This is a genomic window from Collinsella aerofaciens (genome assembly GCF_018785265.1).
GTDB lineage: Bacteria > Actinomycetota > Coriobacteriia > Coriobacteriales > Coriobacteriaceae > Collinsella > Collinsella aerofaciens_AI.
Map to the genome: position 1 here is coordinate 21,533 of NZ_WQPK01000036.1, position 26,000 is coordinate 47,532.

Sequence of the window (26,000 nt, forward strand, 5' to 3'; positions counted from 1 at the left end):
CGCGATGAGAGGAAATACCATGTTGCTCGAGGGCAAGAAAGCAATCATCACCGGAGGCACGCGCGGTATCGGCTATGCCATCGCCTGCCGTTTTATCGAGGAGGGCGCCTCCGTCACTGTCTTTGGCTCGCGTCAAGAGACCGCCGATGCGGCCGTTGAGAAGCTGACAGCCGCCTATCCCGACGCCAAGGTCTGGGGCCGCTCCTGCGACCTCACCTCACTCGAAGCCGTGACCGAGGCCTTTACCCAGGCTGCATCCGACATGGGCGGCTTGGACACGGTCGTCAACAATGCCGGTATCTCCCAGCGTTCACCCCTCTTGGACTACACGGCCGAGGAGTTCGCAAAGGTCATGGACCTTAACGTCGTCGCCGTCTTTAATGGCCACCAGGCTGCCGCCAAGATCATGACCGAGGCCGGCCACGGCGGCACCATCACTACCACAAGCTCGATGGTCGCCAAGTACGGCCAGCCCTCCGGCGTCGGTTACCCCACGTCCAAGTTTGCCGTCAACGGTATGGTCCAGTCGCTCTCGCGCGAGCTCGCCCCCGTGGGCATTCGCGTCAATGCCGTTGCACCCGGCGTAACCAAAACCGATATGGTCGCTAACCTGCCCGAAGAGGTTATTAAGCCCATCATCGCCACCATTCCGCTGGGTCGCATGGGCGAGCCCGAGGATGTCGCCAACGCCTTTGTTTTCCTGGCGAGCGACATGTCCTCCTACGTCACGGGCGCCGTGCTCCCCGTCGACGGAGCCGCCCGCTCTTAAGGGACCACAAGCCTCAGCTCCCAGCCTCAACATAGTCCAACAAAGAAGGCGCGCCGTCTGCATCAACTGCAGGCAGCGCGCCTTCTTCTGTTTGAAAGGGAAGCTGTGTCCCGCAGTCCCGACTCAGACCGGGACGCAGCTTCCCTCAGGGCCATGTTTCGGAAAGAGCGCCCCGTCTTGAACGCCGATTCTGGGATACCGTTTCCGCAACGGGTCTCTCGCGGAAACTGCATCCCACTCTGAGCGCCCATTCCGGGACACAGTTTCCCAACGGCCCCCGTTTCGGAAACCACATCCCGTTCCGAGCCTTCAAAGCGGGACGCGGCTTCCCCGAGAGAGTATCGACTACTTGCCGTCGTCGTCCTCGGCTTCTTCTCTTGCATAGAGCTCCAACATGCGGCGGCGGTATTCGCGCACGGCGAGCTTGGCGCGCTCCAGGCGACGGCGTTCGAGCGGGGTGAGCTTGCCGGGGTCGATCTCGTCGCCGTAAGTCTTATCGGCAAGCAGGTGCGCCGCGTCCACGATGCGGGCATCGATGTGGTCGCTCGCTGCCTCGGCGGAAAAACGCTCGGCAATCGTATCGAGCGTAGGCAGGCCCTCGAATACGCGACCATGGCCATGCGAAGTCAGCAGCTCATGCTCGCGCGCGAGCAAGCTCGCTAGGTCGTGATGGGCGCGCAGGATGTCGAGCGCATCGGATGGATGCTCGGCAACCTCTGCCACGGCGGCGACCGGCGCAGCATCCACCACGCGGTAGAAGAGCTGTGCGAGCAGCGGCATCAAGAACACCGTGATGGCGCCGGCGGCAACCATAACCGACGCGATGTCTTGCGACAGCGCGCCCGCGTTGACGGCAACGCTCGTAACGGCAACGATGATCGGTAGCGCCGTGGTGCAGTACAGGGCCACGGTAATGCGACCATACGCCGACACATCGCGCGTCGCAGGACAAATACTCATAGAGATGAGAATGGGCACGGCGCGAATGATCAGCAACGCCACGATAAAGCCTGCGAGCAGCCCGGGGCGCGACGCCACGGCCGTCAGGTCGATCTTTGCGCCCGATACGGTAAAGAACACCGGAATCAAAAAGCCGTAGGCCAGGCCGTCGAGCTTGGTCTCGAGCGTATGGTTGCCCTCGGGGATGATGTAGCGCAAGACAAAGCCGGCGGCAAAAGAACCCAACACGATGTCGAGATCAAAGACGGCCGAGAACGCCACGAGTGTGACCAGGATGAGCACCGTCAGGCGCACGAAGGTCTGCGACGTGGTATCGGCGCGTTCCTCGACAAACGCAAAGAAGCGGCTGCCGACGCGCTTGGAGCGGCTTGGGACCACGGCCAGCAACACGCAAACCACCGCAAACAAGCCAAGGATTACGAGCGTTTGGATGCCAGTGCGGGCAGACAGCAGCACCGACATGGCGAGCACAGGGCCGAGCTCGCCCCAGGTGCCATACGTGAGAATCGAGTCGCCCACACGCGTGCCAGTGAGCGAGCGCTCACGCATGATGGGCACGAGCGTGCCGAGCGCCGTCGAAGTGAGGGCAAGCGTCACGGCGATACCGTCGAAATGACTGACTGAGAACCACGGAGTAAAGCGCACGGCAAGCCAGGCGATACCAAACGTGACGACCCATGTCGCCAAGCCGTAGCGCCCCTCGACGCCCGTGATGCTCTTGGGGTCGATCTCAAAGCCGGCAAGCAGGAACAAAAAGGCCAGGCCGAGCTCGGACACAAGCGAGACCTCAGCATCTACATGGATGACGCCGAGCATATGGGGTCCCAGCACCGCGCCGAGCACGAGCAAAAAGACCGTCTCGGGAACAGGTTTTCCGGGAATCGCCGAGGCGATAAAAGGACTCGCAAAGGCCACGAGTGCGATGATGGCGAGCGAAACGAATGCCATGTGATGCCTTTCTCTTGTTTGCGCTTCACTGTAGCACCCTCGCCGTCCTCAACGCGCCGCGAGCTGTCGTATCATAGTGAGGTTTACAAACATGTGGCTCAAGGCGACCGCGAGGCTTGCCCCGTAAACCGACCGCTGCCGCATACCGTACCGTACGCCCAACCGATCAGGAAGGCAGGAACCAATGGTCTCTCGTATCTACGTGGAGAAGAAACCCGGGTTCGACGTCGAGGCTCAGCAGCTCAAGGGCGAGCTGACCGAAATTCTCGGCATCAAGGGCATCGAGGCCCTGAGGATCATCAACCGCTACGACGCCGAGGGCATCGACGAGGAGCTTTTCCGCTCCTGCGTGCCGACCGTCTTTAGCGAGCCCCAGGTCGATGTGACCTACGACGAGCTCCCCGCAAGCGATGGCGCCGTCTTTGCCGTCGAATTCCTGCCTGGCCAGTTTGACCAGCGCGCCGACTCCGCCAGCGAGTGCGTGCAGCTCATCAGCCAGGGCGAGCGCCCCGCCGTGCGCTCCGCCAAGGTCTATATGATCTCGGGCGCTCTGGACGAAGCCGCCATCGATGCCATCAAGCACTACGTGGTGAACCCCGTCGAGGCGCGCATCGCCTCGCTCGACCTGCCCGAGACGCTGTACATGGAGACCCCCGAGCCCCAGCCCGTCGAGGTGCTCGACGGCTTCCGCGAGCTCGACGAGGCCGGCCTTGCCGCCTTTATTTCCGAGCGCGGCCTTGCCATGGACGAGGCGGACATCGCCTTCTGCCAGCAGTACTTCCGCGATGAGGACCGCGACCCCACCATCACCGAGATCCGCGTGATCGACACTTATTGGTCCGACCACTGCCGCCACACCACCTTCGGCACCGTCCTGGATGACGTGACGATCGACGACGCCGTGGTGCAGCAGGCCTTCGACCGCTACATGGAGATGCGCCACGAACTCGGCCGCGACGCCAAGCCCGTCTGCCTCATGGACATGGGCACCATCGGCGCTAAGTACCTTAAGAAGACCGGCGTCATGACCGATGTCGATGAGTCCGAGGAGATCAACGCCTGCACCGTCAAGGTAAAGGTCGATGTCGATGGCGAGGACCAAGACTGGCTGTTCCTCTTTAAGAACGAGACCCATAACCACCCGACCGAGATCGAGCCCTTCGGCGGTGCCGCCACCTGCGTGGGCGGCGCCATCCGCGACCCGCTCTCGGGCCGCAGCTATGTGTATCAGGCCATGCGCGTCACCGGCGCCGGCGACCCCACCGTCCCGGTTTCCGAGACGCTCGAGGGCAAGCTGCCGCAGCGCAAGCTCGTGACCACTGCCGCCGCCGGCTACTCCAGCTACGGCAACCAGATCGGCCTTGCCACCGGTCAGGTCAACGAACTCTATCACCCCGGTTACGTGGCCAAGCGCATGGAGGTTGGCGCCGTCGTGGGCGCTACCCCGGCAAACCACGTTCGTCGCGAGTGCCCCGCCCCCACCGACAAGATCATCCTGCTGGGCGGCCGCACCGGCCGTGATGGCATCGGTGGCGCCACCGGCTCCTCCAAGACCCAGAACACCGAGTCCATCGAGACCTCGGGTGCCGAGGTCCAGAAGGGCAACGCCCCGGTCGAGCGCAAGCTGCAGCGCCTGTTCCGCCGCGGCGATGCCTGCCGTCTGATCAAGCGCTGCAACGACTTTGGCGCCGGCGGTGTCTCGGTCGCCGTGGGCGAGCTTGCCGACGGCCTGTATGTCGACCTTGATACCGTGACCAAGAAGTACGACGGCCTGGACGGCACCGAGCTCGCTATCTCCGAGTCCCAGGAGCGCATGGCTTGCGCCGTCGCCGACGGTGACGTCGAGGAGTTCATGGGCTACGCCGCCGAGGAAAACCTGGAGGCTACCGTTATCGCCGAGGTTACCGCCGAGCCGCGCATGCGCATGGCCTGGAACGGCGTCGCCATCGTCGACCTGTCCCGCGAGTTCCTCAACTCCAACGGCGCACCCAAGCACCAGGTCGCCCACGTGTGCGCCCGCAGCGTGTGGCAGCCCAGCTGGGCCGGCACCACGCTCACCGAGCGCATGACCTCGCTTGTCACCGACCTCAACGTCGCTTCCAACAAGGGCCTTTCCGAGCGCTTCGACTCCACCATCGGCGCCGCGACCGTGCTCATGCCCTTTGGCGGCAAGACGCAGCTCACCCCGAGCTCGGCCATGGTCGCCAAGTTCCCCGTGGACGGCGAGACCACCACGGCGAGTGCCATGGCATGGGGCTTCAACCCCTATCTGATGGAGGCCGACCAGTTTGCGGGCGCCTACCTGTCCGTGGTCGAGTCCATCGCCAAGCTCGTTGCCGCCGGCTTTGAGCACAAGCGCGCCTACCTCTCCTTCCAGGAGTACTTCGAGCGCCTGCGCACCGAGGCCGAGCGTTGGGGCAAGCCCATGGCTGCCGTCCTGGGTGCCCTCATGGCCCAGGTCGACCTGGGTGCCGGCGCCATCGGCGGCAAGGACTCCATGAGCGGTTCGTTTGAGGACGAGGCCGGCGAGCTCAACGTTCCGCCGACCCTGATCAGCTTCGCCGTCGCCGTGGGCAGGGCCGCCCGTGCCGTCTCGCCCGAATTCAAGGGCCTCACGCACCGCGTCGTCCGCATCGCCCCCGCCACCTATGGCGAGGACTACCGTCCCGACGCTCAGCAGCTGCTCGCCGCGTTTGACACCGTCGAGGCGCTCACCGCCACCGGCGACGCCCTGGCCGTCTCCACGCCCGGCTACGGCTGCGGCGCCGAGAGCCTCTTTAAGATGTGCGTCGGCAACCAGATCGGTTTCGAGCTTGCCGAGGATGTGGACGTGGAGAGCCTCTTCACCCCGCTCTACGGCAGCTTTATCGTCGAGCTCGCCGAGGATGCCGAGCTGCCCGAGGTCGCCGACGGCGTTGTCGTCGAGCCCCTGGGCACCACCGTCGAGGGCTATGTCATCGATACCGGCTCCGAGGTCATCGAGCTCTCCGAGCTCCAGGAGGCCTGGGAGAGCGGTATCGAGGGCGTCTTTGCCTACCGCAGCGCCGGCGAGACCGCCGAGGTCGAGACCATCGACTTCCGCGCCAAGGATATCCACGTGTACGGCGGCGCCAAGATCGCCCGCCCGCGCGTGATCATCCCCGTGTTCCCCGGCAACAACTGCGAGTACGACAGCGCCCGCGCCTTCCGTGCCGCCGGCGCCGAGGCCGACACCTACGTGATCAACAACCTCACGCCCGAGGCCGTCGCCGAGAGCACCCACGAGCTTGCCCGCCGCATCCGTGCAAGCCAGATCGTCATGATCCCCGGCGGCTTCTCGGGCGGCGACGAGCCCGATGGCTCCGCCAAGTTCATCACGGCGTTCTTCCGCGCTCCCGAGGTCACCGAGGCAGTCCGCGACCTGCTCAAGGCCCGCGATGGCCTGATGCTGGGCATCTGCAACGGCTTCCAGGCCCTGGTCAAGCTTGGCCTGGTGCCCTACGGCGACATCGTCGATGCCACGCCCGATGCCCCCACGCTGACGTTCAACACCATCGGTCGCCATCAGAGCCGTCTGGTGCGTACCCGTATCTCGTCCAACCTGTCCCCGTGGCTGTCGCAGTGCAGCCTGGACGACCCCTACACCGTCGCCATCAGCCACGGCGAGGGCCGCTTTGTCGCCAACGACGAGGTGCTCGCACAGCTGATCGCAAACGGCCAGGTCGCCACGCAGTACGTAGGCGAGGACGGCAAACCGAGCATGGACCTTTCCGTCAACCCCAACGGCTCCGCACTGGCCATCGAGGGCATCACGAGCCCCGACGGCCGCGTTCTGGGCAAGATGGGCCATGCCGAGCGCCGCGGCGACAACCTGTACCGCAACGTGCCCGAGCATGTCCCCGGCGATAAGTTCATGCCGATCTTTGAGAGCGGCGTGGCCTACTTCGCTTAATGCGTCCCATCGGGTACAATCCCCTCGGGTAATAACACCCGCCACCGGCACACCCGGTGGCGGGTTCTTTTTTGCTTCGCGCATACAGGAAGGACATCATGGAAAGCCGCAAGCCGTATCTCGCCACCCTGCCCGGACTCATCCTGGGCTGCCTCGTCTGCTGCGCGCTCTGGGGGTCGGCTTTCCCCTGCATCAAGATCGGTTACGGGCTCTTTGGCATCCCCGCGCACGATTGCGCCTCACAGCTGCTCTTTGCGGGCTTGCGCTTCACGCTTGCCGGCGCCCTGGTTATCGTTGGGATGAGTGCGGCCCAGCGCCGTCCACTCGTTCCGCAGGCTCGCGACATCAAGCCCATCTTTGTCCTGTCGCTCTTCCAGACTATCGGGCAGTACTTCTTTTTCTACCTGGGACTCTCGCGCGCCAGCGCCATGTCGAGTTCCATCATCGAGGCCAGCGCCAACTTCCTCGCAATCCTCTTTGCCGCCTTGGCATTTCACACCGAGAAGCTCAATACGGCCAAGGTGCTTGGCTGTGTGCTGGGCTTTACCGGCGTCGCGCTCGTCAACCTTTCGGGCGCGGACGGCACCTTTGGCTTTACGCTCGACGGCGAGGGCTTTATCTTGGCTTCCACTGTTGCAGGCGCCCTATCGACCTGCCTGATCGGCATCTTCTCGCGCGAGCACGACGGCGTCTTGCTTGCCGGGTGGCAGTTTTTAGTCGGTGGCGTGGTCCTTACCGCCATCGGGTTTTTGATGGGCGGCACGTTGTCCCCCACCGAAATCGCCCCCGCCATCGCGCTCATCATTTATATGGCGCTCATTTCCGCCGTCGCGTACTCGCTGTGGTCGCGCCTGCTTGCCGTCAACCCCGTCAGCCGCGTCTCGGTCTTTGGGTTTATGAACCCCGTCTTTGGTGTGGTGCTGAGCGCGCTGCTGCTCGGCGAGGGCGCTGGCACGAGCCCCGTCACCGTACTTGTTGCCCTGCTCTTGGTCTGCAGCGGCATCATCATTGTCAACAAACCTAAAAAGGCCTAGCGAGCTCACCTTTTTAGAGAGGGTGTTCGCAAACTTTAGCTTAATGGAGCACACTGGTTCTCGTTGATTTCGTACCGAGTCGCGGCGGCAGACGCCCGTCTTGCCGCACCGCGCCTGGGCATTATGGCCGGTGGCCCCCACAAACGCAAAAAGGGGCGCACGACCACCACGGTCGTGTGCCCCTTTTCCTAGCGTATCTGGACGCCGGCCTTCTTTTTCTCGGCCTTGACGCGGTAGAGCTCCGCGTCGGCAGCGCGAAGCAAGTCTTGCCAGGTATCGACGCCGTCACCGACCCGTGCGTAGCCGATGGACATCCGCAACAGATACGGCACCTCGGCGCGCGCGAGCTCGTCGTTGATTGCCGCGCACAGACGTATGATGTCCTGTTCCGCTGCCGCCTTTTGAAGGACTACGAACTCATCGCCGCCATAACGTGCGATAAAGCTGCCAGACGCCGTGCAGACCTTTTGAGCGCAGCAGATAAGACCTGAAGAGCATGATCACCCTCCACATGTCCATAGCGATCGTTAATCTGCTTAAAGCCGTCAGCGTCCATCATGAGAAGATACACATCGTCCGTATGACCAACATTTGAGAAGAGCGACAGCATATAGGTCTCAAAACGGTTGCGATTGTTGAGGCCAGTCAACGGGTCGGTCGAGATGAGCTGCTCCTGGCAGATGATATAGAGCAGCAACATGCTAATCATTATGCCGACACAAAGGCCAGGCACCGAGTATACGATCTGAAAGGTACCGCCCACCAGGGCCGGAATGGCGAAAAATGCTAAGGTTCGATAGATAGCCTTCGTCTGCAGGCTCCCGACCCTGCGAGATTGCACAAACGCATGCAGGGACGTATGTATAACGTAACAGTAGCTGACAATGGGCTGGATCATATAGGCAAAGCCGCGACGATACACGCCCTGCGAATCGATATAGAACAGGGCGTGCGTCCAGTAACTGGTAAAAGCCAGCACGACCACCAGAGCCGTGGGCAACGTTACAAGCACCACCCTATAGCGCGAGGTCACAAGGTGAGAGCCCTGCATCGTCTCGGAATAGATAAACCAAATGAGACACGCGATGGCGAAGAGCGAAAACGAAACCGCGTTGGAAATCCAGTTGGCTGCAATGCCCAACGTGCCGTCCACACCATCCGAAAGCGTCCAGATCATATCGAAGAAAATGTAGGCAGCAGACGTGTAGCCCAGCATGCTAAACAAAAGCTGCTGGGTGCTCGAGAACAGGGAGCGACGGCTTCGTACGGCAAGCCCGATAAGAACAATCATGCATAGCAGGAATATCTCAATCTTGAGTGCCTTAACCACTAGACGCCCTCCCTTCAATATCCAAGTGGTCAGAATCGCCCGATTCGTGTCTGGGCAATAAACGCCCCTTTCTCCGCAGGGGTAAGGGGAATAATAGCAGAGCGCCCGAACGTCACTGCAAGACAGCTCTCGTTCGGGCGCTCAAACGGCGCGAGTTGCACGCCGGAATCATTGATGGGTATCGATTGCTACTCGCCATCGATGTCGGCCGCGACAGCCTCCTCGATGGCCTCGACACCGGCAGGCGACAGGTCTTCCTTGCCCTGGCAGAACTTCTTATCGACCCAGCCGGTCAGAATCGGGGCCATGATTGCCGTGATGATGACGGCGGTGGCGATCTGCGCATACGCGGTGGGCGCAAGCTCGGCATAGCGCGGAGCGACCTCGGCGAGGGCGACCGGCGTGGTCATGGCCGTGCCGGCAATGGTGGAGCATGCCACAGCCGCCTTACCGTTGCCGCCACACAAGCGCTCGAAGGCAAAGGTAATAGGACCGACGATAAAGAGCGTGATGAGGCCCAGCAGGATACCCGAAATACCGCCGGTGATAAAGCTCGAAAGGCTCATGGACGCACCGAGCTGAAAGCCGATAACGGCGATCGCGGGATTGGCGCCGGGGACCAGCAGGTTCTTGATAAACGGGAACAAGTTGCCCAGGACTATGCCGATAACGAGCGGCAGGATGGATCCGATGATGGTGCCGACGGGGATGTTGGCGAGACCCGAAACACCAAGGATGATCATCGTGACGGCGGGGCCGGCCGTAAAGAACAGGATACCGACAGCGCCCTGCTCGGACTCATCGCCGAACTCGCCCATGATGCCCGTATAGAGCGCCATGTTGCAAAACGTAATGCCGCCGATGATGGAAACCGAACTCAGGCCTAAAAAGTTATCGTTAAAGAAGTACGCGACGCCCAGACCCAGCGCGGCTGCCACTACAAGCTTAGGAATCAGCACGACGATGCCGGTCTTGATGGCGCCCGGCGTGGACTTAAAGCTGATGCCGGCGCCCACGAACAGCAAGATCGCGGCAACGATGGTGTTGGAGCCACCGCGGCAGGCAGCCGTAAAGAAGCCGCCGACCTCAAAGACCTGCGGGCAGAAGGTATTGAGCAAAAGGCCGACGATCATGGGATAGATCATGATGTCGCCCGGGATACGCGGGACCTTGAATTTCTTTTGCTCGTTGGCGGTCGCTTCCTGTGCCATGAAACCCCCATTTCCGTTGACGCAGAACAAAAGCCCACGTCACGCTTTGCTACAGTAAAGTTTGACCATGGTACCAGAAGAAGCAGACCGCCTCGGTGAGAAATTCGATTCGTTAGGCCGGGACGATAACGCGTCCTGCTCCTATACGAGGCTCAAAACGATATAGAACACGATGCCCGAAACGCAGCACCACAACATCGACTTTGTCTTGATTGCCACCGCCACGACGCCGGCGGCCGCAATCCAGGGAACCAAGGCAGGCCAGAGTCCCGCGTCGAACGCGCCGGGGCTCACCAAGTCGTTGGCGACCAGCGCGGCAAAGGCAGCGGGCGGGATATAGCCCAGGGCCTCGGTAATACGGGGCGACAGGGTCCGCCCGCGCAAGGCGAACGCCGGCGCGATGCGAAAGAACGCGATAGCAGCCCACGACGACAGCCACAGAACCAAGAACTCGTTAACGGGCATCGCGGGCACCTCTTCCGTCAAATACAGCATCGCACGCCAGCGCAATGGCAATGCCGACCACGACGCTTGCCGGCACGGCAATATTCGCGAGGCCCAAGAACTTGCATGCGGCGACGGACACCGCGCCCGAAACCGCCGCGACAACGTTACCGCGCGACAGCCGCTGCGAAAAGAGCAGGCAGATAAAGAGCGAGGTGCAGACAAAGGCTGCAATGGCGGTGGGAACATCGACAACGGCGCCGACGATGGCGCCCATCGTACACGAAACGCCCCATGTTGCGATGAGGATCACGTTGAGCACAAAGGACTCGCGCGGGCCCCAATCCTCCCCCTCAATCAGCTTGGCAAGCGAGATGCCATATGCCTCCTCGGTAAGTGTCGCGGCGACGGCCAGCGTCTGGCGCTTCGAGGCACCCCTCAGATGCGGCGCGATCGATGCCGAGTAAAGTGCAAAACGCGAGGAGATGGCGGCAACGCTCGCGACGATCGATGCTGCAGGTACGCCCGCCAGCCAAAGATTGCAGATCATAAACTGGCCGCTGCCCGTCACAAACGTGCTGCTCAGGGCAAAGACCATCCAGGGCTCCATTCCCGTCTGCCCCATGATCATTCCGCACGGCGCGCCTATTGCAACATAGGTAAGCATCACCGGCCAGACGGTTCTAACGATTTTGAGCACCATACGCTTCTCATCCTGACAAGGTCTCCGAGCCGCATGTAGCGATACGGCAGAATCATCATCCGACAGCAACCGAGTTCACCTACAATTGCCACCGGATCGAAAGACACAACTTTTTAGGAAGTCATTATGACAGCTATCGATCGAGACCGGGCGCGCGCGGCCTTCAAAAGCTACACCGATGCCTACGACGCCACCAACCCACGTATCGCGCTCAAAATCGAGCATACGTACCACGTGGCCGAGGCATGCGATGCCGTAGCGCGCGAGCAGGGCTGGTCGTCAGAAGATATTGACCTGGCATGGCTTTGCGGCCTGCTACACGATATGGGCCGCTTTGAGCAGCTGCAACGCTGGGACACCTTTAAGGACGCCGAGAGCATGAGCCATGCGGCGCTGGGCATCGAGGTCCTCTTTGGCGAGAATCCCGCCGATGCACCCGCCGTAACGAGCATCCGCGACTTTATCGATGACCCGGCAGAAGATGAGCTCATCCGAGCGAGCATTGCCTATCACAGCGATTTCCGCCTACCCGCGCAGCTCGACGTGCGCACGCGGAGCTTCTGCGATATCGTGCGCGATGGTGACAAGATCGACATTATGCGCACCATCGCCGACAGCACCGTCGAGACCATCCTTAAGGTGGACGAGAAGACGTTTCTCGGCAGCCGCTTCTCGTCGCCAACACTTGCCGCCTTTGACGAGCGCCGCTGCGTCGCACGCGCTGAACGCAATGAGCCCGCAGACTACCTGGTGGGACTCATCTGCTTTATGTTTGAGCTCGTCTATCCAGCGAGCCGCGCGCTGGCGCGCGAGCAGGGCGATATCCACCGCCTGCTCGACGCGCCCTTTGGCATTACGCACCCCTTTACCGATCCCGCCACGCAAGCGACCTGGGAGCGCCTAAAGGACGAGATGCGCGACTGGCTGGCGCGCGCCTAGCGCTCAAGCTGGGCCAGCAGCTCCTCGACAACCTCGACGGCATCGCCGACAACCTTGTACTGGGCAGCACCAAAGATGGGGGCATCCGGGTCCTCGTTGATGGCGATAATGCACTCCGCCCCACCGATGCCGGCAAGATGCTGGATGGCGCCCGAAACACCGATGCTCACGAGGAGTTTAGGCGAAACCGATACGCCCGTCTGGCCAATCTGATGGCGATACTCCAACCAGCCGGCCTCCACGACAGGTCGCGTGCAGCCAAGCTCGGCTCCCAGGGCCTCGGCGAGCCTTCGCATCAGCGGCAGGTTTTTCTTGGAACCAATGCCGCGGCCCACCACGACCAAGCGCTCGGCATCGGCGATCGAAGCCTGCTGTCCCCACTCCTCGGCGGAAATCGAGATCTCGACACGAGCCTTAGCATCATCCGCAAGTGATATCTGGGTGATCGTGCCGGAGCGGCCGTAGTCAAAGTCGGGCGCCTTAAAGATGCCGGGACGCACCGTTGCCATCTGGGGACGATGATTGGGGCAGACGATGGTGGCCATCAGGTTGCCGCCAAATGCCGGACGCGTCTGCTGCAGCAGGCCCGTCTCCGTATCCATCGAAAGTACGGTGCAGTCAGCCGTAAGGCCCGTCTGCAAGCGCACGGCAACGCCGGGTGCCAGTTCGCGGCCAAAAGCGGTCGCACCGTATAGGATGGCCTCGGGTTTGCGTTCGGCTACCAAATCGCAGATCAAGCGGGCGTAGACCTCCGCATCGTTTTGGCGCAGGCGCTCGTCGCGACAGGCCAGGACTTCGTCGGCGCCCGCGCAAACCAGATGCTCCAGGTCGCCGAGAGAACCCTCGGGACCCATACCGATCAGTGCCACCAGACGGCAGTCGCGAGCATCGGCAAGCTCGCGGCCCTTGCCCATAAGCTCATAGGCAACGGGAGTCACCGTATCGTGCTCGTCGGTCTGCGCGAATACCCAAATGTCTCGATATGCATCAAGGTCCACCGCACCAGCGGCCTCGTCACGCTCGATCGAGATAGCGTTGACGGGACAGACGTCGACGCACCCACCGCATAGGATGCAGCCGTCGGTTACGCGGGCGCAACGGTTGGGCCGCTCGCCTTCCACTACGATGCCGCCCGAGGCACAGGCGCGAACGCAGCGACCGCAGCCGATACAGGCTTCGCTATCGATAATCAGTCCGCTCATCTATGCCATCCCCTCGATAATCTTGGCAAGTTTTGCCGCCTGCTCGGACGCCGTGCCGTCAACGGCCTCGCACGTTTGGTCGCGGTCGGGCACAAACGATCGCACGATCTGCGTCGGCGAGCCGGCAAGGCCGCAGCGTGCGGGGTCGGCGTTCACGTCGGCAGCGTTGACCACGCGCACGTCCGCCTCCTCGGCCGCACGAATACCGGCAATGCTCGGCATGCGCAGTTGGCCAATCTCCTTGGCGGTCGTCATCGCACACGGCATCTCAAGATAGACCGTCTCCTCGCCGGCATCGCAGCCGTGAACAAGCGCCAGTGAACCACAGGTCGTAAAGCCCGCGCTCTGCACGCAGCTCACGTCGGTCACGCAGGGAATCTCAAAGGCACCGGCAAGCTCCGGACCAATCTGGGCCGTATCGCCGTCCACCGCCATCTTGCCGCAGATGAGCAGGTCGAAGTCCTCGTCGAGCGCCTCGATGCCGCACTTGAGGGCATAGGTGGTTGCCAGGGTATCGGCACCTGCAAAGGCGCGGTCGGTGAGCAGCAGTGCGTCATCGGCGCCTCGGGCGATGCAGTCGCGCAATAGCGATTCGGTCGCGGGGATGCCCATCGACACCACCGTTACGCGCACGTCCATGCCAAAGCCGATAAAGTCGTCCTTCAGTGCCAGCGCGCATTCCAAAGCGCTCGCGTCAAAGGGATTAATGACCGCCTGCTTGCCATCGCGCACGATGGTATTGGTCTTGGGGTCCATCTTGACCTCGGTGCTTCCCGGCACCGCCTTGACGCATACCACCATATGGAAATCGCTCATCTTCACGCGCCCCCTTTCTGGACGAGTTCATCCAAGAGCTTCTCCGAAAACAGGTTACCGCGACCCAGCTGCCCGGCAGGATCGAGCTGGAGCTTGAGCCGCGCCGACTCGACCATGGCCTCGTGACCGTACATCGTCTCCAAGAAGCCCGCCTTGATCTTGCCGACACCGTGTTCGGCGGAGACGGCGCCGCCCATGGCCGTGACCTCGGAAGCCCACTGGGCAAAGAGTTCTCCGCCGCGGCGGTAATCCTGCGCATCGCGCGGCAGAATGTTCACATGCAGATGGTTGTTACCGATGTGCCCCCAGGCGGCAGATTCAAGCCCACTTTCGGCCAACGTGCGGCGATAAAGGGCGATGACATCGGCCAAGCGTGCGTTGGGCACCGACATGTCCGAGCCCAGTTTGGTGATGGTGGGATCCGTGCGGCGACGCTCGTCGATGAGCATGTTGACGCTCTCGGGCACCGCATGGCGGAAGAATCGCTGACACTCGCGATCGACCTCGGTGCGCGCGACCCATGTCGCATCGTCGCTGCCGCCCGCAAGCTCTAGTACCCACCCCAAGTGATACAGCTCCTGAGTCGTCTGGGCCTCGTCGTCGCAGTCGAGCTCCACGTAGACACAGACCTTGGCGTCTTTGTCGAGCGCCGGCAGCGAGGCGAACGCGGTCGACTGCTCACGCTGACGACGCAGGATATCCAGGGCGCCCGCATCGAAATACTCGATGGCAGCCGCGTGGGACAGGACGGGACGCACAGAATCGGTGAACGGCACGGCCTTATCTTCGCTGTCAAAGAAACAGCTCACGCCCCAAACGACCGCAGGCGCCGCCTGCAGAGCAATCTCGAGCTCGGTGATGACGCCGATTGTGCCACACGCACCGATAAACAGATCGATGGCATCCATATCGTCAGCAACGAAATAGCCCGAAGCATTTTTTGTCTTGGGCATGGTATAGCCAGGAAGATCGAGCTCGAGCGTACGGCCCGCTGCCGTCACGAGCGACAGGTGGCGGCCCTGGGCAAAAGCCTCGCCGCGCTGAAGCTCAAGCAAATCGCCATCAGCCAGTGCGACGTGGAGTCCCGTGATATGTGGGCGCATGGGACCGTAGGCGTAGCTGCGGGCACCAGAGGCGTTACATGCCGCCATGCCGCCCAGACAGGCAGACGTCTCGGTGGGATCGGTGGGAAAGAACTGCTCGGGGACCTCTTGGAACTCCTCGTAGGCCTCAAGCGATGCCTGGTCCCAACCAGCAGTCGGCAGCACCTTCTTGCTCAGCTGCTTGCGCAGCTCCGAGAGCACACGCCCGGCTCCACGCGCAGCAGAAATTGGCCTTGTTCATCGCGGCGAAGGCCCAAGTAGCGATTCATACGGGAAGTATTGAGGATATGCCCGCCGTGGGGCACGGCACCGGCGGCAAGGCCGGTTCGGGCGCCCTGAACCGTTACCGGGACACGCTCGGCATGGAGCTTTTCCAAAATGGCACGGACCTCGTCTTCCGTTGTCGGAAACGAGATGCTCGAGGCCTCGCCCGATGCGCGAGATTCATCGCGGCCATACTCTTCGAACTCGTCGGTGAAGGGTTTGATGGTTGCAGACACGCGAACTCCCCCTTTAGCTAACTACAGTATTTGCAGGGAGATGTTACCGCATCGTTTCGTCGACGTGTTCGAGACCGTCTCCATAATTGGCGATTTTTACGTTCGTGCAATTCGGCGAGCGGCTTGATTTCCTCGGCAGACGATGCTTTTGACACATATGGCCCCGCCGTCGCCGACCGCGCGATTGTCGCTCGAAAAAAGTTGGAGTATTTTTTGCCGCCTTTTACCTGCGGAGACGCCAATCCGTCAAGCATTTGGTCAGAAATTGGTCAAGTAGCGGCTGATACCGTCGGCATCGACAGCCAAAACCGACAGAAGTTTTGGCCCCAGAAGCAGGGAGGTTCCCATGGCATATTACTGGCCCCAGTACGGCATCGCCATCGAAGTCGACGACGATCCCCATCTCCTGCCTTTCGACGAAGAGGCATTCCCCGATACGACGGTCTACCACGTTACCACCGATGTGATCTGCGACCCCGAGTCGTTCTCGGCGCTCGCCCACCGCATCGCGCATATCCACGACATCGAGCTCCCTCCCGACTTCGACGAGCTTGTCTACTCACGCCGCCTGATGCTTCACATGCTCTTTGGAGCGAACCCGTCCACCTTTGCGCGCATCTATACCGCCAAGGATGCCGCATGAGCGCGAAGAAGCCACCCCACTTTGCAGGCCTGGGTCGTCGCAAGAAGCTCATCGTTGCCTGCTTGGCCATCGTCTGTGCCCTTGTCGCCGTAGGACTATACGCTTGGCAGTCGCAGCCCGTACCCGAGGCGGGCGCTTCGGTTACGACGGCCGAGGGCAAAACGCGTCAGGAAATCCAAGATGAGCTCGACGCCATCGTCCGCGACAACATGATGACGATTTCGGTCGCACCGGTCGCTCAGCTGCAGGAGGACGGCAAGCTGCGCGTCAACGTGCAAAACGTCCAAGACAATAAATTTCCCCAGCGATTCCGCGTCATCCAAAACGACGAGACCATGTACGAATCCGGTGTGGTCGAGACCGGCAAGACAATCGAAACGTGCCCCGCCGGCGACATCAAAGAAGGCGAGGCGTACATCGAGATCCAGGCACTCGATGCCAAGACCCTCGACAGCCACGGCAATCCGACACGTGTCAAGGTGCGGGTTGAGCAAGCCGAGAACTAGCTTTTCCGGCCGACGCGGCACCGCACGCAATTCACCAGCATTCGTCCAATCATCGCGGGGACGGCCCGCGGCGAATAGAAAGGAACGACCATGGACATCACCAGGAACATGAACGGAGCCAGAGCGCTCGTCGTGGGCGCAGGGCTCGCGCTCGCGCTCGCAATGGGCGCCGCCCCGACGCCAGCTATGGCGGCCGGGCGCGTTGGAACCACGAAAGTAATGGTCAGGACCGAGATCGACAACGTTGAGTTCAAAGTTCCGACGGTTATTCCCTTCGTCGCCAAGGCCGACGGCACGCTTCAGGGCCCCTCAGAAGACGCGACCACCATCGACAATCATTCGGCCTACGGCATCCATGTCACCAACATGAAGATCGACGCCATGAACACCTGGACCATTGCTGCCGACGCCAAGGCCGGAACCGCGCAGAACTCCATCGACTTTAAGGTCGGCCCCGACGGCGCACTCCAGAACGCCAGCGCCGCAATGCAGGGAACGGGCCTCGATCTTTCCAAGAACGCAGCCTTCGACATGGGCTACCAGGGCATTGCCGGCGGCACGGACAAAATTAAGCTCAAGACAAGCGGAAACGTCGCCCGCGTCACGCGCGACATCTTCCGCGTAACCGGCGAAGGCGATCAGGTTGCAACGATCACCTGGACGGTCGAGCCCGGTGCGCACACGGCATAAGGCCGTCGCCCTGGCCGCCGCCGTCAGCATCCTAGCGTTTGGGCCAGCCATGGCCTTTGCCCAGCAAGAACAGGCGCAGGCCGCCACGCAAGTGACGGTCGACCTCTCGGAGCTCGACCGCGGCGACCGCGAGGAACCGTTGGCGCAGACAGGCGACAGACGATGGCTCTTGGCAGCAGGCGCCACAGCAGCAGGCGCGGGGACCGCCGGCCTCGGGCTGCACATCAAACGCAGCCAGAAACAAAACACGGACAGGCCGCACTAAATTAGCTAAGGAGACCCCATGGCATCGAAGAACCTTTTGCCCGTCGTCGCACTCTGCGGCGCGCTCGCAACCGGAACGCCTGTCGCCGCTTGGGCGACTCCCGTCATGGCAGACTCCTTACCAGCAGCCCTAAGCTCCGCACCAAATCCGTCGAGCGCCATTGCGTGCAAGCGTTTTTCGATCGCACAGGCCGCAATCTCGACCTCGGGATGCCTTCGTCGTAATACGGACGGCTCGATAGTCGTGGATATCAATCGTTCGAACAAGGCAAACGGCTCCCAGGCGGGGTGCGCCGTCTGCACGTGGCGCTCGGTTGTGCTCGATGCAGATGGCGATCCATGCAATTTAGAGCTGCGCATCGACATCGCTTCGATCGATGACTCGGCGAACGGAGCGAAGGTCGCCTTCGACGGTACGTTTTTCGAGAAAGGAGGCGGTATATGTCTGGGCTGCGCCGCCGCGAATGCAGACGACACGCAGCCCACCCTCTCATTCACGGCATCGTTGCGGCTGACCAAAGCCGGCACCGATGCCATCGCGGCGGGAGAAGCGTCCCTGCTGTTCTACGCCGTCAGCGCCAAAGACACAGACGCTCATTTCGAGAAGCCAGCCGGATCACTCAGCCTTACACGAGGGATAGAGGCAGGCCCTATTGAAATCGATGCCCACGCGCAAAGCAGGCAACGCATTCTTGCCGACCCGGCGCTTCTCGAAATGGAGTGGAACGGATCCGGAGCCATCGGAATTCTCCCCTCCGCGCTTGACGCCAAGACGCTCCCCTCAAACGACGAACCCATCAACGCAACCATACAAGAAGAGAGCACGGATAAAGAAGCAGGTGCGGGCGACACGCCGTCGCCGACAAACAGCGTCCCAGCTTCTTTCGAAGCACCGAATGAGCCCGCTACCGATCCAAACGATCCCGAGTTCGCGGACAGTCTGGGGCTTGCTGATCCTCAAGAGATCGATGAAGGTAACTGCTGCGTGCTTGCCGCGCTCGACCACACAGAGGTCATCGACGCTGCGAACATCGAAGTTGCCGCCGCCAATCAGCCCGTCCGCAAGTCGGCTATCATCGCATTTCCCGAATCCATCGAAGTCGTCTTTTTGCCATCGGGCGAGGTCGTGGCCCCAACACTGCTCACCTTGTTGGGCGCCAAGAATACTCGAAACGAAATTAAAAAGGTCACGGTTGTCGACCCTGCAACCACCGCCAAGCTGCGTCTATATGCCGTTGCTCCAGATGGAGGCAAGACCTTGGAATTCGATGGCGACACACTCCTAGCCTGGCGGCGTCTGGACATTATGCAAGACGTCTCGTATCAGATCGAACTCGAAGGGTTTGATCGTGCCCGCGATGCCAATATCATCGCCGCGGCTATTGAATTCCCGCAGCGGCTTATGACACTGCGCTTTGAATACTATCCCTATGTCCCGACAACCACCTGAGGCTTAAATGCTGCGCATCATTCCTAACACCACTTATATAACGTATTAGATGAGTCGCGATGTGCCTCGCATTTCGTTCTGCTACGATTGCCACGTTGGCATCAATACAGGAGGGCTCATGCCGGGCTTGGGAACAATCATCAACGTTGTGCTTTTAGTTGCGGGCGGTCTTTTGGGATTAGCGGGCGGCCGCTTCATTACACCGCGCATCCAAGACACGCTCATGAAAGCATCGGGGCTGTGCGTCCTGTTTATCGGCCTGGGCGGCACCATGCAAAAGATGCTCATCATCGATGGAAAGGCGCTAGCGACCACCGGTACCACCATGCTCATCGTCTCATTTGCGCTCGGTTCGCTCATCGGCGAGGCCATCAACTTGGAGGCCGCCATCGAGAACCTTGGCGAATGGCTCAAGCGAAAAACCGGCAGCGAGGGTGACAACGAGTTCACCAACGCCTTTGTCTCGACATCGCTCACGGTGTGCATCGGCGCCATGGCCATCGTGGGCTCGATTCAGGACGGTCTGCTCGGTGACTGGTCAACGCTTGCCTTGAAAGGCGCATTGGACTGCATCATCGTCTGCACCATGACGGCGTCGCTTGGCCGCGGCTGCATTTTCTCCGCCCTGCCCGTCGCCGTGTTCCAGGGGACGATCACGTTGTTTGCCAGCGCGCTCTCCCCCATCATGACCACGGCAGCCCTCGACAGCCTTTCGCTCGTAGGCTCCATGCTCATCTTCTGCGTCGGCGTCAACCTCATCCGTCCTCAGACCTTCCGCACGGCCAATATGCTCCCCTCCGTCGTCATCGCCGTCATCTACGCCCTCCTGTTCTAAATCTATCAACGCAGCGGTATCTCGAACATCTGTTTGATGCTGTGCTATGATATGAGGTCACCGTAGCTGCGTTAGGAGAGGAGAAGCGGTGGCCGACCAGGACATCAAGATGCTCATCGAGCGCATTATGGCCGAGGCCCGGACCCATCAGTCCACCCGCTTCTCAAACGAAATCTACGCAGACGAGCCGATTCTCAAAACCGGCCGACAGATGCAGAATTTCCTCCCCGACCAGTACCGTAAAATGCGCGAGATATCGCGCTGGCAGGATGACCCCAAGGGCGGTGCGGGCCGCTGGCTTTCGGAAGCCGAGCTTTTTTACCGCCAGGGCCTGCTGATGGCCGACTTTGAGGACGACTGTCCCTACAACGGCACCTTTAAGTCGTACTTTCCCACCTACAACGCCATGAGCGACCGACAGCTGCGCGGCTACTTTACCTGGCGCGCCCAAGTGCGCCGCGGGACCGTCGAGGAAACGTCTACGTCCTTTGCCTTTCTGTATCTCTATGAGCTGATTTGCGGCATCGGCGTAGATAATCCGCTCGATGGTTTTAACAAGATCAAGGCCTTTTGGGATGCCTACCGCGCCTTTGAGCCCGGCATCGACCGGTTTGCACGCGTGTGGTTGCAGGACTACGCCGTGTTCCACGGGCTCGACCCCAAGCTGCTTCGTGATTCTAAAACCGTCATGTTCGACAACGCCCTTATCGAGCTGCGGCGCGCGGCACGAGACCTTGCACCAGCACCGGCACCGTCCGGCCAGACCCCCAAGCGTCGCAAAACCTCCGAGCCCACGCTCCCCCTTCCGCCCGATGAGGTGCGCGAGGAGCGACTCATGACCGCCATCAACGCCCTCTCCACGTACAACCTAAGTAACTCGCGGCTCGACCGCAGCCACCACCGCGATCTGCGCCACGTGGCATGCGCCGTGTATGTCCGCATGGCGCGCTACTATGACACGCACCGAAAGACCGGCATCGTGGCGAGTTTATTTGGGGAGGAGACGGCCATGCCCTACACCATGTTTGCCTCGGCCGTATTCTTTGCGCCCGAGCGCCACGAGGACTGCGAATACCGCCTGGATCCTATCCATATCTACCGTTGCCAAAACGGCTTTTGGGAATGCATGCGCATCCACGGTAGTAGGCAAAAGAGCAGCAAGCTCGGTGAAATGATGCGCGCCTGCGACCAACGCCTGCGCCTGGCGCTGGACCCCGCCCATCCCCTTAAGGAAGAAAAGGTCCCCAAATATCTGGCCAAAATTATCGATGACGAGATTGTGGCATGGCTTTCGTGGGACGCCGTACACCAGCCCGTCAAGATCGATATCGATCTGAGTCAGCTGGGGCACATTCGGAGCGCCGCTGCGCAAACGCGCGAAGCGCTTTTGATCGACGAAGAGCGCGAGGACGGCGCGTCCGCAGAAGCCGAGGCAGCGGACTCAGGGCAACCGGAAGCCGAGCCCGTAACCGACGCGATTGTCGAACCGGTCGTGGCACCCATTCGGCAGGACTTGACCGACGAGCCGACCATATCCACCGAACAGTTTGGTGTCGTGGCACCGCTTCTCGCGCCGACGCCCGCGTTCGCAGCTGCTGCGCCCGCTGACGCCACAAACAAACTCGCTCCCGCCGAAGATACCTTCCTTCGCGCGCTGCTCGAGCACAACGCAGCGCAAGCGACATCGGCAGTGGAGAGGTCGGGCCAGAGCGAGGACATGCTCGTCGATACCATCAACGAGGCGCTCTTTGACCTGGTGGGTGACACCGTTATCGAGTTTGGAACGGCAGGACCGCGCATTATCGAGGATTACGAAGCAGACGTGAGAGGATACCTAGACCATGAGTGACACCGCATCCGCAGCGCCCCGCGTACCCAAACGCGTCGCCGCCGTTATCCTAAACTCGCTCAAGGGCGGCGTGGTCCCGCGCATCGGCCTTCCCTATATCACCGTGGGACGCGAGGTCGAGATTCGCGCCCTGCTCACCGATTTGAGTCTCATCGCCGATGGCGGCGCGAGCTTCCGCTTCTTAGTCGGTCGCTACGGCGCCGGCAAGAGCTTCTTGCTTCAGACCATCCGAACGCATGCCATGGGCGAGGGATTCGTCGTCGCTGATGCCGACCTGTCGCCCGAGCGCCGTCTGCAGGGCGGTCAGGGACAGGGCCTCGCCACCTACCGCGAGCTCATCCGCAATATATCGACCAAGACGCGCCCCGAGGGCGGTGCGCTCAACCTTATTTTGGATCGCTGGGTCGCCTCGTGTGCCGACGCCGACGAGCCTGCCGTTAATGCCCAACTCGCTCCACTCGAAGAGATGGTCCACGGCTTCGACTTCACCCGCATGCTCCGCCGCTATCGCATGGCCGTATCCGAGGGCGATGAAGAGGCTATGAGCCGCGTGACCAAATGGATCCGCGGCGAATACCGCACCAAGAGCGAGGCTCGCGCCGAACTGGGGTCCTCAACCATCATCAGCGATGACGACTGGTACGACTACGTCAAACTCATCGCGCGTTTTTTGGTTTGCAGCGGCTACAAGGGCATGCTGGTGCTCATCGACGAGCTCGTGAATCTGTATAAGATTCCCAACGCTATCACGCGCCAGTACAACTACGAGAAAATCCTGACCATGTACAACGACACACTCCAGGGCAAGGCACAGTACCTGGGCATGATCATGGGCGGCACGCCAACCTCCATCGAAGACCGCCGCCGCGGCGTGTTCTCCTACGAAGCTCTGCGCAGCCGACTCGCTCAGGGTCGCTTTGCGCGAGATGATCTCAAAGACATGCTCGCGCCCATCATCCGCCTGCAGCCGCTCACCTACGAGGAGCTGCTGGTGCTCATCGAAAAGCTCATGCAGATCCATGCCGGCTACTTTGGCTGGACGCCCACGCTTACCGAGAACGACTTGGTGAACTTTCTCAAGATTGAGTTTGGCCGCGTGGGAGCCGATACGCACCTGACGCCCCGTGAGGTCATTCGTGACTTTATCGAGCTGCTCGATATCCTGTGTCAGAACCCCGATGCAAATGTGGCCGAGTTGCTGCAAAGCGTCGGCGGCGACGCGCTGGTGCCGGCAGCCGCAACAGGCGACGCCGGCACCGCAGGCGGCGACCGCAACTTCGCCGAATTCACCATCTAACCTGCCAAAAAGGGACAGGTTTATTTTGGCAGGTTTTATCTGGGCAAACGTCGAGGCAGTAATGCAGCAAGCCACTGCCCACCGCGTTGAGAGATTCGTTTTTGAAAGGAGGCCCCGTGAACGCCTTTGACCGCTACGCCCCGTTTATCCAAGACTTCATCTACTCCCACGATTGGGAGAGTCTACGCTCCATCCAGGTTGCAGCAGCTGATGCCATCTTTAACACTCAGGACAATGTGCTCCTGACGGCATCCACGGCTTCCGGCAAAACCGAGGCAGCCTTCTTTCCCATCCTGACCGAGTTTTGGGAGAACCCGCCCGCGAGCGTTGGCGCCCTCTACATCGGCCCCCTCAAGGCACTCATCAATGATCAGTTCGTCCGCCTCAACGACCTGTGCGAAGAGGCCGATATCCCCGTCTGGCACTGGCATGGCGATGTTTCGCAGTCGCACAAGGCTAAGCTCATCAAAAAACCGAGCGGTATCTTGCAGATTACGCCCGAGTCGCTCGAGGCGCTCCTGATCCATAAGCACATGGCAATCCCTCGTATGTTCTGCGATCTGCGCTATGTGGTTATCGACGAGGTTCATTCGCTCATGCGCGGCGACCGCGGCGGTCAGACGCTCTGCCTTATCGAGCGCCTCTCGCGCATGGCGGGCGTGCAGCCCCGCCGCATCGGCCTTTCTGCCACCATCGGCGACCCCGAGCGCACGGGCGCCTTTCTCTCACAGGGAACAGGACGCGATTGCATCATCCCCCGCTTTGAGGAACCGCGCCGCGTGTGGCGCATCTCCATGGAGCACTTCTACAACTCGGGTCCCCAGGCACAGCAGCGGGGATTCGAGAGCACGGGTCCACAAGAAGCCGAGATGCTTGCTTGCGAGCGTATTGAGCCGGCGGCGCCCGCGGCGCTGCCGGCTGGCGCCCAAGACGTGCGCCACAGCGGACAGCTTACACAGGAGGAACGCCGTCAACGTCGTGAGCGGGCACGGGGCAAGGCCGCTCCCAAAGACCGTCGCACTTCCTCGGCCCCCGAGGGCGAAGTCGACATCCCACGAGCGACCGAGCAGGCGCTTCTCAACCCCACCGACACGGCGCCCGACAACGCCGACCCCGGTATGGGCTATATCTTTGAGCATACGCGCGGCCGCAAGTGCCTGGTCTTTGCCAACTCGCGTGAGGAGGCAGAGGCCGTGTGTTCCATGCTGCGCAGCTACTGCGAAAGTCGACACGAGCCCGACCGCTTTCTAATCCATCACGGCAACCTTTCGGCATCGCTGCGCGAGACGGCCGAGGAGCTCATGCGCGACGAGGAGCAGGCGCAGACAACCGTCACCACCTCTACGCTGGAGCTCGGTATCGATATCGGCCGCCTGGAGCGCGCGTTCCAGATCGATGCGCCGTTTACCGTCAGCTCCTTTTTGCAGCGAATGGGCCGCACGGGACGCCGCGACCTTCCGCCCGAGATGTGGTTTGTCATGCGCGAGGAAGAGCCCGAACCGCGCACGATGATGCCCGAAACCATTCCATGGAAGCTCCTGCAGGGTATCGCGCTCGTACAACTCTATCGCGAGGAAAAGTGGGTCGAGCCGCCCGAGCTCGATCGACTCCCCTACAGCCTGCTCTATCACCAGACTATGTCGACGCTTGCCAGCACCGGCGAGCTCACGCCGGCCGAACTTGCCCAGCGCGTGCTCACGCTCAGCTATTTCCATCGCATCTCGGCCGATGACTATCGCGTATTGCTTCGTCACCTCATTAAGATCGACCATATCCAGGTCACCGAGGGCGGCGGACTCATCGTGGGTCTCGCGGGAGAGCGCATCATTAACAACTTTAAGTTCTACGCCGTGTTCCAGGAAAACGAGGAGTTCACCGTTCGCAGCGAGTCGGCCGAGTTGGGCACGATCGTCAATCCCCCTCCGCCCGGTGAGCGCATCGCCATCGCCGGACACTGCTGGATTGTCGAGGAAGTGGACTGGAAGCGCCACACCGTCTTTGCCACGCAGGTCAAGGGCCGTGTGCCGGCCTACTTTGGCGACTGCCCCGGTGACATCAATACGCATGTGCTCGAGCGCATGCGCAAGGCGCTTAACGAGCACGCGGCATATCCGTACCTTATGGGTAACGCACGGGCCCGCTTGGCGCAGGCTCGCCATACGGCCGAGATTTCGGGCGCGGGGGCCAAGCCGCTCATTAACCTGGGCGGCGACACCTGGGTGCTCTTCCCCTGGCTGGGCAGCTACGCCTTTTTGGCGCTCGAGCGCATGCTCAAGATTAAATGCGCCGCGGAGCTGGGCCTTCGCGGACTCGACCCGTCACGCCCGTACTTTATGCAGTTTAAGATGAAGGCCGACGAGGAGACGTTCTTTGAGGTACTCGCAGCCGAGGCCGAAAAGGACTTCGATCCCATCGAGCTCGTCTATCCCGGCGAGGTGCCTTATTTTGATCGCTACGACGAGTTTGTTCCCGAAGAGCTCGTGCGCAAGGGCTTCGCCGAAGGCGTGCTCGACATCGAGGGCATGAAGCAGCGCGTTCTCGGCTGGCGCGACCACGCCTAAGACCAGTCTTTTTGG

The 26,000-nt window shown here is 61.4% G+C and carries 23 protein-coding genes; 13 read left to right on the forward strand and 10 right to left on the reverse strand.

What is annotated here, in order from left to right; genetic code table 11:
• Positions 1–19: 19 nt before the first annotated feature.
• On the forward strand, positions 20–769 hold the full coding sequence (locus GPK42_RS05975; protein ID WP_195361634.1) for an SDR family NAD(P)-dependent oxidoreductase: 750 nt from the start codon (positions 20–22) through the stop codon (positions 767–769).
• Positions 770–1,114: 345 nt separating this feature from the next.
• Here the strand turns inward: GPK42_RS05975 and GPK42_RS05980 are convergent, their stop codons facing one another.
• Entirely contained in the window at positions 1,115–2,677 is a 1,563-nt protein-coding gene (locus GPK42_RS05980) for a cation:proton antiporter (protein ID WP_215694183.1), read from the reverse strand.
• 184 nt (positions 2,678–2,861) lie between these two features.
• On the opposite strand from GPK42_RS05980, the gene GPK42_RS05985 reads away from it, so the two are divergent.
• A complete protein-coding gene (locus GPK42_RS05985) occupies positions 2,862–6,608 on the forward strand; it encodes a phosphoribosylformylglycinamidine synthase (RefSeq protein WP_215694185.1) in 3,747 nt (1,248 codons plus the stop codon).
• 98 nt (positions 6,609–6,706) lie between these two features.
• Positions 6,707–7,642, forward strand: a complete 936-nt coding sequence (locus tag GPK42_RS05990; RefSeq protein ID WP_215694187.1) for a DMT family transporter — start codon at positions 6,707–6,709, stop codon at positions 7,640–7,642.
• Between the two features lie 188 nt (positions 7,643–7,830).
• On the opposite strand, the gene GPK42_RS05995 is transcribed toward GPK42_RS05990, so the two are convergent.
• The 5 genes from GPK42_RS05995 to GPK42_RS06015 all read right to left on the reverse strand — a co-directional run bounded on the left by GPK42_RS05995 (position 7,831) and on the right by GPK42_RS06015 (position 11,330).
• Complete coding sequence (locus tag GPK42_RS05995; protein WP_215694358.1) at positions 7,831–8,124, reverse strand: diguanylate cyclase; 294 nt, start codon at positions 8,122–8,124, stop codon at positions 7,831–7,833.
• Positions 8,052–8,972 (reverse strand): GGDEF domain-containing protein, encoded by a 921-nt coding sequence (locus tag GPK42_RS10165; RefSeq protein ID WP_215694189.1) that lies wholly within the window; start codon positions 8,970–8,972, stop codon positions 8,052–8,054. The genes GPK42_RS05995 and GPK42_RS10165 overlap by 73 nt, the downstream gene beginning before the upstream one ends.
• A 188-nt stretch (positions 8,973–9,160) precedes the next feature.
• Complete coding sequence (locus GPK42_RS06005; RefSeq protein ID WP_215694191.1) at positions 9,161–10,183, reverse strand: 2-keto-3-deoxygluconate permease; 1,023 nt, start codon at positions 10,181–10,183, stop codon at positions 9,161–9,163.
• 141 nt (positions 10,184–10,324) lie between these two features.
• Positions 10,325–10,648: an AzlD domain-containing protein gene (locus tag GPK42_RS06010; protein ID WP_055287162.1), complete on the reverse strand. Its 324-nt coding sequence runs from the start codon at positions 10,646–10,648 to the stop codon at positions 10,325–10,327.
• Positions 10,638–11,330: an AzlC family ABC transporter permease gene (locus GPK42_RS06015; protein ID WP_070100763.1), complete on the reverse strand. Its 693-nt coding sequence runs from the start codon at positions 11,328–11,330 to the stop codon at positions 10,638–10,640. Before GPK42_RS06015 ends, GPK42_RS06010 begins: the two co-directional genes overlap by 11 nt.
• 126 nt (positions 11,331–11,456) lie before the next feature.
• Between GPK42_RS06015 and GPK42_RS06020 the strand changes: the two genes are divergently transcribed.
• On the forward strand, positions 11,457–12,269 hold the full coding sequence (locus GPK42_RS06020) for an HD domain-containing protein (RefSeq protein ID WP_215694195.1): 813 nt from the start codon (positions 11,457–11,459) through the stop codon (positions 12,267–12,269).
• Here the strand turns inward: GPK42_RS06020 and GPK42_RS06025 are convergent.
• The 4 genes from GPK42_RS06025 to GPK42_RS10170 are packed head-to-tail and all read right to left on the reverse strand — an operon-like array spanning position 12,266 to position 15,890.
• Entirely contained in the window at positions 12,266–13,471 is a 1,206-nt protein-coding gene (locus GPK42_RS06025) for an electron transfer flavoprotein subunit alpha (protein WP_215694197.1), read from the reverse strand. The two genes, GPK42_RS06020 and GPK42_RS06025, sit on opposite strands and share 4 nt — an antisense overlap.
• Positions 13,472–14,287: an electron transfer flavoprotein subunit beta/FixA family protein gene (locus GPK42_RS06030; RefSeq protein WP_215694200.1), complete on the reverse strand. Its 816-nt coding sequence runs from the start codon at positions 14,285–14,287 to the stop codon at positions 13,472–13,474.
• A 2-nt stretch (positions 14,288–14,289) separates the two neighbouring features.
• Positions 14,290–15,591, reverse strand: coding sequence for an FAD-binding oxidoreductase (locus GPK42_RS06035; protein WP_338404337.1), 1,302 nt, complete (start codon positions 15,589–15,591; stop codon positions 14,290–14,292).
• Complete coding sequence (locus GPK42_RS10170) at positions 15,564–15,890, reverse strand: FAD-binding oxidoreductase (RefSeq protein WP_338404338.1); 327 nt, start codon at positions 15,888–15,890, stop codon at positions 15,564–15,566. The genes GPK42_RS06035 and GPK42_RS10170 overlap by 28 nt, the downstream gene beginning before the upstream one ends.
• A 346-nt stretch (positions 15,891–16,236) precedes the next feature.
• On the opposite strand from GPK42_RS10170, the gene GPK42_RS06040 reads away from it, so the two are divergent.
• The 9 genes from GPK42_RS06040 (at position 16,237) to GPK42_RS06080 (ending at position 25,985) form a co-directional block, all read left to right on the forward strand.
• A complete protein-coding gene (locus GPK42_RS06040; protein WP_117746255.1) occupies positions 16,237–16,533 on the forward strand; it encodes a hypothetical protein in 297 nt (98 codons plus the stop codon).
• On the forward strand, positions 16,530–17,039 hold the full coding sequence (locus GPK42_RS06045; RefSeq protein WP_117746254.1) for a hypothetical protein: 510 nt from the start codon (positions 16,530–16,532) through the stop codon (positions 17,037–17,039). The genes GPK42_RS06040 and GPK42_RS06045 overlap by 4 nt, the downstream gene beginning before the upstream one ends.
• A gap of 90 nt (positions 17,040–17,129) precedes the next feature.
• Positions 17,130–17,729: a hypothetical protein gene (locus tag GPK42_RS06050; RefSeq protein ID WP_022095047.1), complete on the forward strand. Its 600-nt coding sequence runs from the start codon at positions 17,130–17,132 to the stop codon at positions 17,727–17,729.
• 49 nt (positions 17,730–17,778) lie between these two features.
• On the forward strand, positions 17,779–17,994 hold the full coding sequence (locus GPK42_RS06055; RefSeq protein WP_006234463.1) for a hypothetical protein: 216 nt from the start codon (positions 17,779–17,781) through the stop codon (positions 17,992–17,994).
• 18 nt (positions 17,995–18,012) lie between these two features.
• Positions 18,013–19,443, forward strand: a complete 1,431-nt coding sequence (locus tag GPK42_RS06060) for a hypothetical protein (protein WP_215694202.1) — start codon at positions 18,013–18,015, stop codon at positions 19,441–19,443.
• Positions 19,444–19,561: 118 nt separating this feature from the next.
• Positions 19,562–20,278 (forward strand): DUF554 domain-containing protein, encoded by a 717-nt coding sequence (locus GPK42_RS06065; protein WP_215694204.1) that lies wholly within the window; start codon positions 19,562–19,564, stop codon positions 20,276–20,278.
• 88 nt (positions 20,279–20,366) lie between these two features.
• Positions 20,367–22,127, forward strand: coding sequence for a TerB N-terminal domain-containing protein (locus GPK42_RS06070; RefSeq protein WP_338404339.1), 1,761 nt, complete (start codon positions 20,367–20,369; stop codon positions 22,125–22,127).
• Positions 22,120–23,424, forward strand: coding sequence for an ATP-binding protein (locus tag GPK42_RS06075; RefSeq protein ID WP_215694206.1), 1,305 nt, complete (start codon positions 22,120–22,122; stop codon positions 23,422–23,424). The genes GPK42_RS06070 and GPK42_RS06075 overlap by 8 nt, the downstream gene beginning before the upstream one ends.
• Before the next feature lie 116 nt (positions 23,425–23,540).
• A complete protein-coding gene (locus GPK42_RS06080) occupies positions 23,541–25,985 on the forward strand; it encodes a DEAD/DEAH box helicase (protein ID WP_215694208.1) in 2,445 nt (814 codons plus the stop codon).
• Positions 25,986–26,000 lie beyond the last annotated feature (15 nt).

Coding starts and splice junctions, on each gene's coding strand:
- GPK42_RS06040 (WP_117746255.1), top strand. CDS start 16,237: ATGGCATATTACTGGCCCCAGTACGGCATCGCCATCGAAGTCGACGAC.
- GPK42_RS06025 (WP_215694197.1), bottom strand. CDS start 13,471: ATGAGCGGACTGATTATCGATAGCGAAGCCTGTATCGGCTGCGGTCGC.
- GPK42_RS06015 (WP_070100763.1), bottom strand. CDS start 11,330: ATGGTGCTCAAAATCGTTAGAACCGTCTGGCCGGTGATGCTTACCTAT.
- GPK42_RS06065 (WP_215694204.1), top strand. CDS start 19,562: ATGCCGGGCTTGGGAACAATCATCAACGTTGTGCTTTTAGTTGCGGGC.
- GPK42_RS05985 (WP_215694185.1), top strand. CDS start 2,862: ATGGTCTCTCGTATCTACGTGGAGAAGAAACCCGGGTTCGACGTCGAG.
- GPK42_RS06075 (WP_215694206.1), top strand. CDS start 22,120: ATGAGTGACACCGCATCCGCAGCGCCCCGCGTACCCAAACGCGTCGCC.
- GPK42_RS06010 (WP_055287162.1), bottom strand. CDS start 10,648: ATGCCCGTTAACGAGTTCTTGGTTCTGTGGCTGTCGTCGTGGGCTGCT.
- GPK42_RS06020 (WP_215694195.1), top strand. CDS start 11,457: ATGACAGCTATCGATCGAGACCGGGCGCGCGCGGCCTTCAAAAGCTAC.
- GPK42_RS05990 (WP_215694187.1), top strand. CDS start 6,707: ATGGAAAGCCGCAAGCCGTATCTCGCCACCCTGCCCGGACTCATCCTG.
- GPK42_RS06030 (WP_215694200.1), bottom strand. CDS start 14,287: ATGAGCGATTTCCATATGGTGGTATGCGTCAAGGCGGTGCCGGGAAGC.
- GPK42_RS06045 (WP_117746254.1), top strand. CDS start 16,530: ATGAGCGCGAAGAAGCCACCCCACTTTGCAGGCCTGGGTCGTCGCAAG.
- GPK42_RS05980 (WP_215694183.1), bottom strand. CDS start 2,677: ATGGCATTCGTTTCGCTCGCCATCATCGCACTCGTGGCCTTTGCGAGT.
- GPK42_RS05975 (WP_195361634.1), top strand. CDS start 20: ATGTTGCTCGAGGGCAAGAAAGCAATCATCACCGGAGGCACGCGCGGT.
- GPK42_RS06055 (WP_006234463.1), top strand. CDS start 17,779: ATGGCCTTTGCCCAGCAAGAACAGGCGCAGGCCGCCACGCAAGTGACG.
- GPK42_RS06005 (WP_215694191.1), bottom strand. CDS start 10,183: ATGGCACAGGAAGCGACCGCCAACGAGCAAAAGAAATTCAAGGTCCCG.
- GPK42_RS06060 (WP_215694202.1), top strand. CDS start 18,013: ATGGCATCGAAGAACCTTTTGCCCGTCGTCGCACTCTGCGGCGCGCTC.
- GPK42_RS06050 (WP_022095047.1), top strand. CDS start 17,130: ATGGACATCACCAGGAACATGAACGGAGCCAGAGCGCTCGTCGTGGGC.